Here is a 13,089-nt window from a genome sequence, read left to right on the forward strand (position 1 = left end):
GTGCACGTCGACGTCGGCGGACTCCATGGCGGCGGCGATATCGTCGGGCAGCACGTCGAGGGTGGCCACGCCGGAGTGGGCCCCGGCCCGGGCACGCAGGGCGCGGGCCAGGTCCTGGCGGGCCTCGGGCTTGGCGGTGACGGCGCCGTGGCCACAAACCGCGCCCGTACCGCGCCCGGCTTGCCCCGAAGCGTTCACCCGGGGGCCGGGGCCGGGGCGGCGGGGCCGGGCCGCGGGGCCGGGGTCTTAGGGTGGTCGCCCATGACATGGCTGATCACAGGCGGAGCGGGATACATCGGGGCACACGTGGCGCGGGTCATGGCCGGCGCCGGGGAGGACGTGGTCGTCCTCGACGACGTCTCCCCGGKCGTGCCGGGGCGGCTGCCCGCGGACATCCCCCTCATCAAGGGCTCCTCGCTCGACGGCGGACTGCTGCGCCGGGTGCTCGCCGAGCACGGCGTCACCGGTGTGGTGCATCTCGCGGCCCGCAAGCAGATCGGCGAGTCGGTGGAGCAGCCGCTGCGCTACTACCGGGAGAACGTGGGCGGCCTGGCCACGCTCCTCGAAGCGGTGGCCGAGGCGAGGGTGAAGCGTTTCGTCTTCTCCTCGTCGGCCGCGGTGTACGGCAACCCGCCGGACGTGGACCTCGTCGGCGAGGACACCCCGTGCGCGCCGGTCAGCCCCTACGGCGAGACGAAGCTCGCCGGGGAGTGGCTGGTGCGGGCGGCGGGCCGGGCGCACGGCATCGCGACGGTGTGCCTGCGCTACTTCAACGTGGCGGGCGCCGCGTCCCCCGAGCTCGCGGACACCGGCGTGTTCAACGTCATCCCGATGGTCTTCGACCGCCTCACGCGGGGCGAGCGGCCACGGCTCTTCGGCGACACCCACCCGACCCCGGACGGCACCTGCGTACGGGACTACATCCACGTCTCCGACCTCGCGGAGGCCCATCTGGCGGCGGCCCACCGGCTCACGCGGGGCACCGGGGGCGATCTGACGGTGAACATCGGACGCGGAGAGGGCGTTTCCGTACGCGAACTGCTCGACCTCATCGGCGAGGTGAGCGGCGACACCACGCCCGCGCTGGTCGAGCCCGCCCGCGCGGGCGACGCGCCGCGTGCGGTGGCCGACGCCCGGCTCGCCGCGCGGGAGCTCGGCTGGACGGCACGGCGCGGGGTGCGCGAGATGGTCGAGTCGGCGTGGGCGGGGTGGTGTCTGCACCACCCCGAGGCGCGCGGCGCCGGTTCCGCGATCCGGCGCGACCGTCCCGGCGCGGCTCTCGGCTGACCCGGAGCGGGCCCTCGGCCGACGGCGTCGTGGTCCTGACCTGCGCACCTTCCCTTGACGGCAATCGTTGCCATTTTCGCAGGTCAGAACAGTGACAACGGTGTTCAGTGCCGCGTTGCCAATACCCCCCGCCCGTAGTTCACTGGGGCGCGCGACCACCGAACGACGGACCGATGAGCGATGCGGGAGGCGGCTCCATGGGGGCTGGACACGATCACGGGCACATGCACGGACCACCGGCCACGGGGACGGCGGCCCAGGCCTACAAGGGGCGGCTCCGGGTGGCGCTCGGCATCACCGTCACGGTGATGGCCGCCCAGATCGTGGGCGGCCTCATGGCCGACTCCCTGGCGCTGATCGCGGACGCGGCGCACATGGCGACCGACGCGCTCGGGCTCGGCATGGCCCTGCTCGCCATCCACTTCGCGAACCGTCCGGCCACCGAGAACCGCACCTTCGGCTATGCCCGCGCCGAGATACTCGCCGCGCTCGCCAACTGCCTGCTGCTCCTGACCGTCGGCGGCTATGTGCTGTACGAGGCGGTGGAGCGGTTCATCACCCCGGCGGAGACCCAGGGCGCCCTGACGATCTGGTTCGGCGCCTTCGGCCTCGTCGCGAACATGATCTCGCTGACGCTTCTGATGCGCGGGCAGAAGGACAGCCTCAATGTGCGCGGCGCCTTCCTCGAAGTGCTCGCGGACACCCTGGGCTCGGTCACGGTCATCGTCTCGGCGACCGTGATCATGCTCACCGGCTGGCAGGCGGCGGACCCGATCGCCTCGCTCGTCATCGGCGTCATGATCGTCCCGCGTACGGTCAAGCTCCTGAAGGAGACCCTGAACGTCCTCCTGGAGTCGGCGCCCAAGGGTGTCGACATGGCGGAGGTGCGGGCCCACATACTGAACCTGCCCGGCGTCCTGGAGGTCCACGACCTGCACGCCTGGACCATCACCTCGGGCATGCCCGTGCTCTCCGCGCACGTCGTCGTGAGCTCCGGCACGCTCGACTCGATCGGCCACGAGAAGATGCTGCACGAGCTCCAGGGCTGCCTGGGCGACCACTTCGACGTGGAGCACTGCACCTTCCAGCTCGAACCCAGCGGGTACGCACAGCGCGAGGCCGGACTCTGCCACTGACCCCGGTGGTACGGTGACCAGGGCTCTTGACGGACGAGAGCGCCGGTGACCTGTGGAGGTGGGTTGATGACTGTCGCGGCTTGCGCTGCTCCGCGCGGCGACATGTGCATCCCCGTTCACCGGGCCCGCGCCTGACCTCTCGTACGCGTTCGTACGTCACGTCCGCGGGTCCCCCACCCAAGGGTCTCCTCCATTGAACGACCACACGCAGTCCGACCACACGCGGTCCGACCACACCGCCAGGCACCCGCTGGGCGCCTGGCGCACCAGGCCGGAGACCGCCGAGGACGCCGCCGCCGTGCACGCCGTGCACGCGGCGGCCTTCGAGACCGGTGCCGAGGCCGATCTGGTCGACGCGCTCCGCGCCGACCCCGACGCCTGGCTCCCCGGTCTGTCCCAGGTGGCCGAGGCGCCGGACGGCTCGGTCGCGGCCCACGCCCTGCTCACCCGCTGCCGGGTGGACGGGGCGCCCGCGCTGGCCCTGGCACCCGTCGGCGTACTGCCCGGGCACCAGCGGACGGGGGCCGGTTCGGCCGTCGTGCGCGCGGTGCTCGACGCGGCACGCGTGCGCGGGGAGCGGCTCGTCCTGGTCCTCGGGCATCCGGCGTACTACCCGAGGTTCGGTTTTCGGCCCGCTTCCGCCTATGGCATCCGGCCAGGTTTCGCCGTTCCCGACGACGCCATGATGGCGCTCGTCCTGGAAGGGTCCGGCGGTTCCGGCCCGCTGCCGCGGGGCACGATCGAGTATCCGGCCGTTTTCGGGGTCTGAGGCGCCCTCGGGCACTCTCGTTCGAGGTGTCCACCGCGTGTCCCGGCGTGCTTCCGCGCGCCGGGACATGCGGTGCCATACGTGCCTGGCGACCCCGGAAAGTACGGCAGACTTGAGGGCTCGAAGACCGAAGCGAAGGATGGGTATGCCGATCACACCTGCCACCGCGGCGAACAGCTCGTCGAACGGCACCGGAGAAGCGATCTTGCTGGAACTCGTCGACGAGGACGGCAGGACGATCGGCACCGCGGAGAAACTCGCCGCGCATCAGGCGCCCGGGCAGCTCCACCGGGCCTTCTCGGTCTTCCTCTTCGACGAACAGGGCCGCCTCCTGCTCCAGCAGCGCGCCCTCGGCAAGTACCACTCCCCCGGCGTCTGGTCCAACACCTGCTGCGGTCACCCCTACCCGGGCGAGGCGCCGTTCGCCGCCGCCGCCCGGCGCACGTACGAGGAGCTCGGCGTCTCGCCCTCGCTCCTCGCCGAGGCGGGCACCGTGCGCTACAACCACCCGGACCCCGACTCGGGGCTCGTGGAGCAGGAGTTCAACCACCTCTTCGTCGGCATGGTCCAGTCGCCGCTGCGCCCGGACCCCTCCGAGGTCGGTGAGACCGCGTTCGTGACCGCCGACGAGCTGAAGGAGCGGCACGAGGCGGGGCCGTTCTCCGCGTGGTTCATGACCGTCCTGGACGCGGCGCGGCCCGCGATCAGGGAGCTGACCGGGCCTTCGGCGGGCTGGTAGCCGCCGGGCGGGCCGCGGTCGGGCGGGTCACAGGGAGTCGCGCGGGGCGAGGCCGTCGACGGGCTTGAGGGGCAGGGCCGCCCAGATGACCTTGCCCCCGCTCGCGGTGTGCTCGACGTCGCAGGCGCCGCCCGCCTCCCGCGTCACCTCGCGCACCAGGAGCAGGCCGCGCCCGCCGGTCTGCCCGTGGTCGGCGACCAGGGCCGTCGGGCGGTAGGGATGGTTGTCCTCCACCGAGACCCGCACCCACTCGGCGCCGACCGCGACCTCCACCGCGAGCATCGGCGAGAGCAGGGCCGCATGGCGCACCACATTGGTGACCAGCTCGGAGACGATGAGCAGGAGTCCCTGGAGCACATCGTCGGACACCGGCACGCCCTGCCGGTTCAACAGGTCGCGCACCGCGCGGCGCGCCTGGGGCACGGAGGCGTCGACGGCGGGGGCCGTGAAGCGCCACACCCCCTCGTAAGGCGCCCGCGGGCCGCCTCCGGGGAGTGGGCCGGAGCCCCTCCCGTCGTTCTCCATCGTCCGGTCGCCGCCCTCGCGCTCGATAGTCACCACACGTCGAGTGTTGGGAACGCACTGGTCGGGACCGCCGTACTGACGAGAAGTCAGCGATTATCGACGCGATTCGATCGTTATCGCAACGCCACGCTAATTTCGTGACTGTTCTTGTCGTTCTTCTGCCGTCTTCACGGTTTCTTCAGGTTGTACGAGGCTGACGACGCGGCGCCCGCCGATGCCCGTGGCGATCAGGCCGAGCCCGTCGAAGAGCAGCGCGAGGGAGAAGAAGCACCCGATCACGTACTGACTGCTGCTGGGCCAGCCGCCGAGGACCAGGATGCCGAGCAGCAGTCCGAAGGCGCCCTGCACCAGCGTCCAGCCGAACTGCGGGCCGCGCACCACCAGGCTGCCGACCAGCCGGAAGACGCCGCCGGTGAGGAAGAGCAGCGCCGCGAACATGGTCAGCGCCTCCGCCGCCACGTCCGGCCTGCGGATCACCACGACGCCCGCCGCGAGGTTCAGCGCCGCGACCACGACCCCGAGCCAGAAGAAGTTGCTGCCCCGCGACTGGACGGCGTGCAGCAGCCCCACGACGCCGCCGACCAGCAGCAGCCAGCCGAAGAGCAGCATCGTGGTCAGCGTCGCCAGACCGGCGTAGACGAGGCCGACGAGACCGGCCACGGCGAGCACCACCCCGAGCAGGGCGAGCCAGCCGAAGCTGCGGCTGAGGCGGGCGCCCCGGTCCCCGGGAGTACGGCCTCCGGGCCGCGCGGCGGTGGGGTCCTTGGATCGGGCCATCGGCGTCTCCGTATCGCTCGGCAGCGCCCCGCGGGGCCTGGCTCGCTCGACAGAGCCCTCGTGGGGCCAGGTCGGCCGCCCCCTTCTTGATCGTACGTTCGAGAGGTACGGATAGCATCCGGCGCATGGAGCCGCAGCTGAGGCACACCGTCACGGACGGCGTCGCCACCGTCGTCATCGACCATCCGGCCAAGCGCAACGCCATGACCGCCGCCATGTGGCACCAGGTGCCGCCGCTGCTCGCCGGGCTCGCCGCCGACCGGGCCGTACGCACCCTGGTGCTCACGGGCGCGGGCGGGACGTTCTGCGCCGGGGCGGACATCTCCTCGCTGCGGGAGTCGGCGGGGACGGCCCAGGACCTCGCGGTCCGGGCCGAGGACGCGCTCGCCGCCTTCCCCAAGCCCACGCTCGCCGCGGTGCGCGGCTACTGCGTGGGCGGCGGCTGCCAGCTCGCCGCCGCCTGCGACCTGCGCTTCGCCGAGGAGGACGCCTCCTTCGGGATCACCCCCGCGAAGCTCGGCATCGTCTACCCCGCCTCGTCCACCCGGCGCCTGGTCTCCCTGGTGGGCCCCGCCACCGCCAAGTACCTGCTGTTCTCCGGCGAGTTGATCGGCGCCGAGCGGGCCGCGCGCACCGGTCTGGTGGACGAGGTGCTGCCCGCGGGCGACCTCGGGAAGCGGGTCGCGGAGTTCTCCCGCGTCCTGGCGGCGCGCTCCCAGCTGACCCAGGCGGCGGCCAAGGAGTTCGCCGACGGGCGCACCGACCGCGACGCCCACTGGCGCGAGCAGGCGCGCGGCAGCGGCGACACCGCCGAGGGGGTCGCCGCCTTCCTGGAGCGCAGACAGCCGCACTTCACCTGGACCGCCCCCGCCGACTGAGCCGGGGGCGGACACGCGCGCGTGGCGGACACCCGCGCGCCGGGGCCCGGCTACTGCTGGTGGCGGGTCATCTCGCGGAACTTCGCCACCAGGTGCGCGGGCGCCTTCTCCGGCGAGCCCGCGTCATAGGGCGGCTGCGGGTCGTACTCCGCCATGAGCTGGACGGACTGCGCGTGCTCGTCGCCCGCGATCCGGCCCGCCAGGGCGAGGCCCATGTCGATCCCCGCGGAGACCCCGGCGGCGGTGACGTACTTGCCGTCGAAGACGACCCGCTCCCCCGTCGACCGCGAGCCGAGCCGGTCGAGCTCGGCGAGGGCGAGCCAGTGCGAGGTGGCGCGGCGGCCCTTGAGGAGCCCGGCGGCGGCGAGCGCGAGCGACCCCGTGCACACCGAGGTCGTCCAGGTCGTGGTGGGGTCGACGGCGCGGAGCCAGTCCAGGAGCGGCCCGTTGTCCATCTGGTCGCTCTGCCCGGGACCGCCCGGCACCACCACGATGTCGGGGCGGCGCACCTCGTCGAAGGACTTGTCGGCGATCAGGGCGAGGCTCCCGCGGTCGTCGCGGACCGGCCCCGCCTCCTCGGCGACGAGGACGGTCTCGTAGCCGGGCAGCGGGGACAGGGTCTGGTAGGGGCCGATGGCGTCCAGGACCGTGAAGCGCTCGTACAGGACGATGGCGATCTGCATGGTGTCCTCAAGGGTCGATTCGGGCGAGGGATGTGCTGGTCGGAGCGGCGTGGCCGGCCGTGGGCGGCCCGGGGTGGAAGCGGCGGCGGTACTCCGCGGGTGCCGTGCCGAGCGCCTTGACGAAGGCGCGGCGCATGGCCTCCGGAGTGCCGTAGCCACAGGCGCGCGAGACCTCCTCCACCCCGTCGGAGGTGTCCTCCAGGAGCCGTCGCGCGTGCTCCACGCGGACCCGGTCGACGTACTTGCCCGGGGTCAGGCCGGTCTCCGCCTGGAAGGCGCGGGCGAAGTGGCGGGGCGAGAGGCGGGCGCGCGCGGCGAGCGCGTCCACCGAGAGGTCGCCCGCCGGGTGCTCGGTGATCCACTGCTGCACCTCGCGCAGTGGTTCGCGCCGCGCGGTCTGCGCGGCGAGCTGGACGCTGAACTGCGCCTGGTTGCCCGGACGGCGCAGGAAGACCACGAGGTGGCGGGCGACGGTCAGCGCGACCGCGCGCCCCAGGTCCTCCTCCACGAGCGCCAGGGCGAGGTCGATGCCGGCGGTGACCCCCGCGGAGGTGGCGACATGGCCGTCCCGCACGTAGATCGGGTCGGGGTCGACCTCGATGCCCGGGTGGTCCCTGGCGAGCTTGGCGCAGTACGCCCAGTGCGTCGTCGCCCTGCGCCCCTCCAGGAGGCCCGCCTGGGCGAGCCGGATGGCGCCGGTGCAGACCGAGACCAGGCGCTCGGCCCGCGGGCCGTGCTCGCGCAGCCAGTCGATCAGCGCCGGGTCCTCCGGGCGGGTGCCGACACCGCCCGGCACCAGCAGCGTGTGCGGCACGGGGGCGCCGGACAGCGCGTGGTCCGGCACCAGGGTGAGCCCGCTGGAGGTGCGGACGGGAGCGCCGTCCGGGGAGGCGGTGCGCACGAGGTACGCGGGCTTGTCGCCGCCCCGGGCCAGGCCTGCGCCCGTGAAGACCTCCACGGGTCCCGTGACATCAAGGCTCTGGACGCCGTCGAAGAGGACGACCAGAACGGTTCGCTGCTCCATGCCTCAGATTCTTCGGTCCCCGCCGCATGGCCGCAATGACGAGCAGCCCACCTTTCCTGCCATGCGGACGGGTCCGCCGCCCCGCCGCCGTGCGGAACTCACGTATGCCACCCCTGGAGCTGCATACCGACCAGTAGGTAACGTGCTTCCATGACGTCTTCAACCACCTCGCCCGCGATGGCCGCGCTGCCCCCGCGTGCCGCGCGCCGCTGCCACAACGTGCTGAACGCGCTGCACTCCTCGCACTACTTCTCGCCCGACGTGGCCCGGGAGCTCGCCGGGCTCGGGATCACCGACCGCAGCGCCGTCAACTTCGCCGTGCGCGCGGCGGCCCTCGGCGCGGTCGGGCCCGGCGTGGTGACCGCCGCGTTCTACAACTACAAGCACGAACTCGTCGCGGCCCACGTGCCCGCGATATGGCGGACCGCCACGCCGGACGACGTGCTCGCGGCCCGGCTGCGCGGCGTCGACGCGACCCTGCGGCGCCTGCTCGGCGAGGACGCCGTCACCTCGCCGGAGATGGCGGAGGCCGCCCGTCTCGCGCTGCGCGCCACCGAGGCCTGCACGCGCACCGCCCGGCCCCTGTACGCCGCCCACGCCGACCTGCCGGTGCCGGAGGCCCCGCACCTGGCGTACTGGCACGCCGCGACGCTGCTGCGCGAGCACCGCGGCGACGGGCACACCAGCGTCCTGCTCGGCGCCGGACTCGACGGCCTGGAGGCCCTGGTCACCCACACCGCCACCGGCAAGGGCACCAACCCCAAGTGGGTCTTCTCCACCCGCGGCTGGGACAGGGACGAGTGGAGCGCCGCGGAGGACCGGCTGCGCGATCGCGGAATCCTGGACGCCGAGGGCGAGTTGACCGAGGCCGGTGTGGCGCTGCGCAGGGACGTCGAGGCGGAGACCGACCGCCTGGACCGTGCGCCCTACGAGCACTTGGGCGCGCGGGGCGTCGAGCGCCTGACGGAACTCGCCACGGTGTTCACCGGGGCGGCGCTCTCGGCCGGGGCGTTCCCTGCCGACCTCATCGGCAAGGGCTGACGGACGCCGTCGGAGCCACCTGCCACAATTGCCGGGCAACCCCAGCGAGAAGGCGGTACCGGAACGTGGCAGCTTTGAAGACGCCCACTGCGTCCTCCATCGAAGGCAGGATCGCCGAGGAGCTCGGCGTACGGGAGCGGCAGGTGAAGGCCGCCGTCGACCTGCTCGACGGCGGTTCGACGGTGCCCTTCATCGCGCGCTACCGCAAGGAAGCGACCGAGATGCTCGACGACGCGCAGCTGCGCACGCTCGAAGAGCGGCTGCGCTATCTGCGCGAGCTGGAGGAGCGGCGCGCCGCGATCCTCGACTCGGTCCGTGAGCAGGGCAAGCTCACCGACGAGCTGGCGGCGCGCATCCGCGAGGCGGACACCAAGGCGCGCCTTGAGGACATCTATCTGCCGTTCAAGCCCAAGCGGCGCACCAAGGCGCAGATCGCCCGCGAGGCCGGGCTCGAACCGCTGGCCGACGGACTGCTCACCGACCCCTCGGTGGAGCCGCAGGCGGCGGCCGCCGCGTTCGTCGACGCCGGCAAGGGCGTCGCCGACCCGCAGGCCGCGCTCGACGGGGCCCGCGCGATCCTCGCCGAGCGCTTCGCCGAGGACGCCGACCTGATCGGCGAGCTGCGCGAGCGCATGTGGGTGCGCGGCAGGCTCGCCGCCAAGGTCAAGGACGGCAAGGAGGAGGCGGGCGCCAAGTTCGCCGACTACTTCGACTTCGCCGAGCCCTTCACCGAGCTGCCCTCGCACCGCGTCCTGGCCATACTGCGCGGCGAGAAGGAAGGCGTCCTCGACCTCGTCCTGGAGCCCGAGGAGGCCACGGAGGGCCCGTCGTCGTACGAGGGGATGGTCGCCCACCGCTTCGGCGTCGCCGACCGGGGCCGCCCGGCCGACAAGTGGCTCCAGGACACCGTGCGCTGGTCGTGGCGGACCCGCATCCTGGTCCACCTCGGCATCGACCTGCGGCTGCGGCTCCGTACGGCCGCCGAGGACGAGGCGGTGCGCGTCTTCGCCTCCAACCTGCGCGACCTGCTCCTCGCCGCACCGGCGGGCACCCGCGCGACCCTCGGTCTCGACCCCGGTTTCCGTACGGGGGTGAAGGTCGCCGTCGTCGACGCCACCGGCAAGGTCGTCGCGACCGACACGATCCACCCGCACGTCCCGGCCAACAAGTGGGACCAGTCCCTCGCGACGCTCGCCGCCCTCGCCAAGGAGCACGCGGTCGAGCTGATCGCGATCGGCAACGGCACCGCGTCCCGCGAGACCGACAAGCTCGCCGCCGACCTCATCGCCGCGCACCCGGAGCTGAACCTCACCAAGGTGATGGTCTCCGAGGCGGGCGCCTCGGTGTACTCGGCGTCGGCCTTCGCCTCGCAGGAGCTGCCCGGCCTGGACGTGTCGATCCGCGGCGCGGTCTCCATCGCGCGCCGTCTCCAGGACCCGCTCGCCGAGCTGGTGAAGATCGACCCCAAGTCGATCGGCGTCGGCCAGTACCAGCACGACCTCTCCGAGGTGAAGCTCTCGCGCTCGCTCGACGCGGTCGTCGAGGACTGTGTGAACGGCGTCGGCGTGGACGTGAACACCGCCTCCGTCCCGCTGCTCGCCCGGGTCTCCGGCATCGGCGCGGGCCTCGCGGAGAACATCGTCGCGCACCGCGACACCAACGGCCCGTTCAAGAGCCGCAAGGGCCTCAAGGACGTCGCCAGGCTCGGCCCCAAGGCGTACGAGCAGTGCGCGGGCTTCCTGCGCATCCGCGGCGGCGACGACCCGCTGGACGCCTCCAGCGTGCACCCCGAGGCCTACCCGGTGGTGCGCAGGATGGTGAAGGCGGCGGGCGGCGAGGTCTCCTCGCTGATCGGCAACACCGGGGCGCTGCGCTCGCTGCGTCCCGACGCGTTCGTGGACGAGGTCTTCGGCCTGCCGACCGTGACGGACATCCTGAAGGAGCTGGAGAAGCCCGGCCGCGACCCGCGTCCCGCCTTCAGGACGGCGACCTTCAAGGAGGGCGTCGAGAAGATCTCCGACCTGGCGTCCGGCATGGTGCTCGAAGGCGTCGTGACCAATGTGGCGGCGTTCGGGGCGTTCGTGGACGTGGGTGTCCACCAGGACGGTCTGGTGCACGTGTCCGCCATGTCCAAGACGTTCGTCAAGGACCCGCGCGACGTCGTCAAGCCCGGCGACATCGTCAAGGTGAAGGTCATGGACGTCGACATCCCGCGCAAGCGGATCTCGCTGACGCTCCGCCTCGACGACGAGGCGAGCGCCTCCGGCGAGGAGCAGCCCCGGCGTGGCGGCGGCCGTCCGCCGCAGCAGCGGCAGGGCCAGGGGCAGGGGCAGCGCGGCGGCCAGGGCAGGCGCGGCGGCGGTCAGGGCGGTGGCCAGCGCGGGCAGAAGCCGCAGCGGCAGGGCCCGCCGCCCGCCAACGACGCGATGGCCGAGGCGTTGCGGCGGGCCGGTCTGGTCGACCCCGGGCGCCGCTGAGCGGCGGGGCGTGACGCGCCCCGGAGGACCGTGGTGCGGCGGGGGCGGGGGTCAGAGCGACAGCTCGGTCACTCTGCCCTCCGCCACCTCCAGGCGGCGCGTCACGCGGACGGCGTCCAGCATCCTGCGGTCGTGCGTGACGAGCAGCAGGGTGCCCTCGTAGGCGTCGAGGGCCGACTCCAGCTGCTCGATCGCGGGCAGGTCGAGGTGGTTCGTCGGCTCGTCGAGGACCAGGAGGTTGACGCCCCTGCCCTGGAGCAGGGCGAGGGCCGCGCGGGTGCGCTCGCCCGGGGAGAGCGTCGCCGCCGGACGCAGCACGTGGTCCGCCTTGAGCCCGAACTTCGCGAGCAGCGTGCGCACTTCGGCCGGTTCGGTCTCGGGCACGGCCGCGCAGAACGCGTCGAGCAGGGACTCCTCGCCGTGGAAGAGGGCGCGGGCCTGGTCGACCTCGCCGACCAGGACGCCCGAGCCGAGGCTCGCGTGGCCCCCGCTCAGCGGTACGCGTCCCAGGAGCGCGCCGAGCAGCGTGGACTTGCCCGAGCCGTTGGCGCCGGTGATCGCCACCCGGTCCGCCCAGTCGACCTGCAGGGTCACCGGGCCCAGCGTGAACGGGCCCCGGTGCACCTCCGCGTCGCGCAGACCCGCCACGACCGAGCCCGAGCGCGGGGCCGCGGCGATCTCCATCCGCAGCTCCCACTCCTTGCGCGGCTCGTCGACGACGTCGAGCCGCTCGATCATGCGCTGGGTCTGGCGGGCCTTGGCGGCCTGCTTCTCCGTGGCGTCGCTGCGGAAGTTGCGGCCGATCTTGTCGTTGTCGCCGCCGCCCGCCCTGGCCTTCCTGCGGGCGTTCTTGACGCCCTTGTCCGCCCAGGAGCGCTGCATCTGGGCGCGGCCTTCGAGCGCCGCCTTCTTGTCGGCGTACTCCTCGTACTCGTCGCGGGCGTGTCTGCGGGCCACCTCCCGCTCCTCCAGATAGGCGTCGTAGCCGCCGCCGTAGAGGTTGATCCGCTGCTGGGCCAGGTCCAGTTCGAGCACCTTGGTGACGGTGCGGCTGAGGAACTCGCGGTCGTGGCTGACGACGACCGTGCCCGCGCGCAGGCCCTTCACGAAGGACTCCAGGCGGTCGAGGCCCGCCAGGTCGAGGTCGTTGGTGGGCTCGTCGAGGAGGAACACGTCGTAACGGGAGAGCAGCAGCGAGGCGAGTCCGGCGCGGGCCGCCTGTCCGCCGGAGAGCGACACCATCTCCTGGTCGAGGCCGACGGCCAGGCCGAGGGAGCCGGTGACCTCCTCGGCGCGCTCGTCGAGGTCGGCGCCGCCGAGGGCCAGCCAGCGCTCCAGGCTGTCGGCGTAGGCGTCGTCCGCGCCCGGGGCCCCGTCCACCAGGGCCTGGGTCGCCTCGTCCATCGCGTGCTGGGCCCTCGCGACGCCGGTGCGGCGGGCCAGGAAGGCGCGGATCGTCTCGCCGGGGCGGCGGTCCGGCTCCTGCGGCAGATGCCCGACGGACGCCGTGGGCGGTGAGAGCCGCACCTCGCCGCCCTCGGGGGCGTCGACCCCCGCGAGCAGCCGCAGCAGCGTGCTCTTGCCCGCTCCGTTGGGCCCGACGAGCCCGATGACGTCGCCGGGCGCGACGACGAGGTCGAGGCCCGCGAAGAGGGTGCGGTCACCGTGGCCGGCGGCGAGATCTTTGGCGACGAGGGTAGCGGTCATCAGGGAGGTCATATTACGGGCCCGTCCCCGGCCCCCTCCTCAAGAG

At 73.1% G+C, this 13,089-nt stretch carries 13 protein-coding genes; 7 read left to right on the forward strand and 6 right to left on the reverse strand.

Annotated elements, in window-relative coordinates; genetic code table 11:
• A partial coding sequence (locus tag AB8Z36_RS14400; RefSeq protein ID WP_369213673.1) for a hypothetical protein occupies positions 1 to 198 on the reverse strand: 198 nt, incomplete at its 3' end.
• A gap of 63 nt (positions 199 to 261) precedes the next feature.
• Here AB8Z36_RS14400 and galE point away from each other — a divergent pair.
• The 4 genes from galE (at position 262) to idi (ending at position 3,931) form a co-directional block, all read left to right on the forward strand.
• Entirely contained in the window at positions 262 to 1,287 is a 1,026-nt protein-coding gene (gene galE / locus AB8Z36_RS14405) for a UDP-glucose 4-epimerase GalE (RefSeq protein ID WP_369213674.1), read from the forward strand.
• A 197-nt stretch (positions 1,288 to 1,484) separates the two neighbouring features.
• Positions 1,485 to 2,423: a cation diffusion facilitator family transporter gene (locus AB8Z36_RS14410; RefSeq protein WP_369213675.1), complete on the forward strand. Its 939-nt coding sequence runs from the start codon at positions 1,485 to 1,487 to the stop codon at positions 2,421 to 2,423.
• Between the two features lie 193 nt (positions 2,424 to 2,616).
• Complete coding sequence (locus AB8Z36_RS14415; protein ID WP_369213676.1) at positions 2,617 to 3,192, forward strand: GNAT family N-acetyltransferase; 576 nt, start codon at positions 2,617 to 2,619, stop codon at positions 3,190 to 3,192.
• A gap of 145 nt (positions 3,193 to 3,337) precedes the next feature.
• Entirely contained in the window at positions 3,338 to 3,931 is a 594-nt protein-coding gene (gene idi, locus AB8Z36_RS14420; protein ID WP_369213677.1) for an isopentenyl-diphosphate Delta-isomerase, read from the forward strand.
• A 27-nt stretch (positions 3,932 to 3,958) separates the two neighbouring features.
• Here the strand turns inward: idi and AB8Z36_RS14425 are convergent, their stop codons facing one another.
• Positions 3,959 to 4,456 carry an ATP-binding protein gene (locus AB8Z36_RS14425; protein ID WP_369213685.1) on the reverse strand — a complete coding sequence of 166 codons (498 nt, stop codon included), beginning with the start codon at positions 4,454 to 4,456 and terminating at the stop codon, positions 3,959 to 3,961.
• Positions 4,457 to 4,585: 129 nt separating this feature from the next.
• A complete protein-coding gene (locus AB8Z36_RS14430; protein ID WP_369213678.1) occupies positions 4,586 to 5,233 on the reverse strand; it encodes an HdeD family acid-resistance protein in 648 nt (215 codons plus the stop codon).
• A gap of 125 nt (positions 5,234 to 5,358) precedes the next feature.
• Between AB8Z36_RS14430 and AB8Z36_RS14435 the strand changes: the two genes are divergently transcribed.
• Positions 5,359 to 6,111 (forward strand): enoyl-CoA hydratase/isomerase family protein, encoded by a 753-nt coding sequence (locus AB8Z36_RS14435; protein WP_369213679.1) that lies wholly within the window; start codon positions 5,359 to 5,361, stop codon positions 6,109 to 6,111.
• A 50-nt stretch (positions 6,112 to 6,161) separates the two neighbouring features.
• Here the strand turns inward: AB8Z36_RS14435 and AB8Z36_RS14440 are convergent, their stop codons facing one another.
• Positions 6,162 to 6,794 (reverse strand): DJ-1/PfpI family protein, encoded by a 633-nt coding sequence (locus AB8Z36_RS14440; protein ID WP_369213680.1) that lies wholly within the window; start codon positions 6,792 to 6,794, stop codon positions 6,162 to 6,164.
• Between the two features lie 7 nt (positions 6,795 to 6,801).
• A complete protein-coding gene (locus AB8Z36_RS14445) occupies positions 6,802 to 7,818 on the reverse strand; it encodes a GlxA family transcriptional regulator (RefSeq protein WP_369213681.1) in 1,017 nt (338 codons plus the stop codon).
• A 150-nt stretch (positions 7,819 to 7,968) separates the two neighbouring features.
• On the opposite strand from AB8Z36_RS14445, the gene AB8Z36_RS14450 reads away from it, so the two are divergent.
• Together AB8Z36_RS14450 and AB8Z36_RS14455 are read left to right on the forward strand one after the other, a co-directional pair.
• Positions 7,969 to 8,859 (forward strand): SCO6745 family protein, encoded by an 891-nt coding sequence (locus AB8Z36_RS14450; RefSeq protein ID WP_369213682.1) that lies wholly within the window; start codon positions 7,969 to 7,971, stop codon positions 8,857 to 8,859.
• Between the two features lie 74 nt (positions 8,860 to 8,933).
• Complete coding sequence (locus AB8Z36_RS14455) at positions 8,934 to 11,336, forward strand: Tex family protein (RefSeq protein ID WP_369213683.1); 2,403 nt, start codon at positions 8,934 to 8,936, stop codon at positions 11,334 to 11,336.
• Between the two features lie 51 nt (positions 11,337 to 11,387).
• Here the strand turns inward: AB8Z36_RS14455 and AB8Z36_RS14460 are convergent, their stop codons facing one another.
• Positions 11,388 to 13,043: an ABC-F family ATP-binding cassette domain-containing protein gene (locus tag AB8Z36_RS14460; protein ID WP_369213684.1), complete on the reverse strand. Its 1,656-nt coding sequence runs from the start codon at positions 13,041 to 13,043 to the stop codon at positions 11,388 to 11,390.
• Positions 13,044 to 13,089: the final 46 nt, after the last annotated feature.

It is taken from the genome of Streptomyces flavofungini, from assembly GCF_041028215.1.
GTDB lineage: Bacteria > Actinomycetota > Actinomycetes > Streptomycetales > Streptomycetaceae > Streptomyces > Streptomyces flavofungini_B.

Bases quoted from the DNA above. Each gene is read 5' to 3' on its own strand.
- idi (WP_369213677.1), top strand. From the start codon at position 3,338: ATGCCGATCACACCTGCCACCGCGGCGAACAGCTCGTCGAACGGCACC.
- AB8Z36_RS14445 (WP_369213681.1), bottom strand. From the start codon at position 7,818: ATGGAGCAGCGAACCGTTCTGGTCGTCCTCTTCGACGGCGTCCAGAGC.
- AB8Z36_RS14410 (WP_369213675.1), top strand. From the start codon at position 1,485: ATGGGGGCTGGACACGATCACGGGCACATGCACGGACCACCGGCCACG.
- AB8Z36_RS14450 (WP_369213682.1), top strand. From the start codon at position 7,969: ATGACGTCTTCAACCACCTCGCCCGCGATGGCCGCGCTGCCCCCGCGT.
- AB8Z36_RS14440 (WP_369213680.1), bottom strand. From the start codon at position 6,794: ATGCAGATCGCCATCGTCCTGTACGAGCGCTTCACGGTCCTGGACGCC.
- AB8Z36_RS14425 (WP_369213685.1), bottom strand. From the start codon at position 4,456: ATGGAGAACGACGGGAGGGGCTCCGGCCCACTCCCCGGAGGCGGCCCG.
- AB8Z36_RS14435 (WP_369213679.1), top strand. From the start codon at position 5,359: ATGGAGCCGCAGCTGAGGCACACCGTCACGGACGGCGTCGCCACCGTC.
- AB8Z36_RS14460 (WP_369213684.1), bottom strand. From the start codon at position 13,043: ATGACCGCTACCCTCGTCGCCAAAGATCTCGCCGCCGGCCACGGTGAC.
- AB8Z36_RS14430 (WP_369213678.1), bottom strand. From the start codon at position 5,233: ATGGCCCGATCCAAGGACCCCACCGCCGCGCGGCCCGGAGGCCGTACT.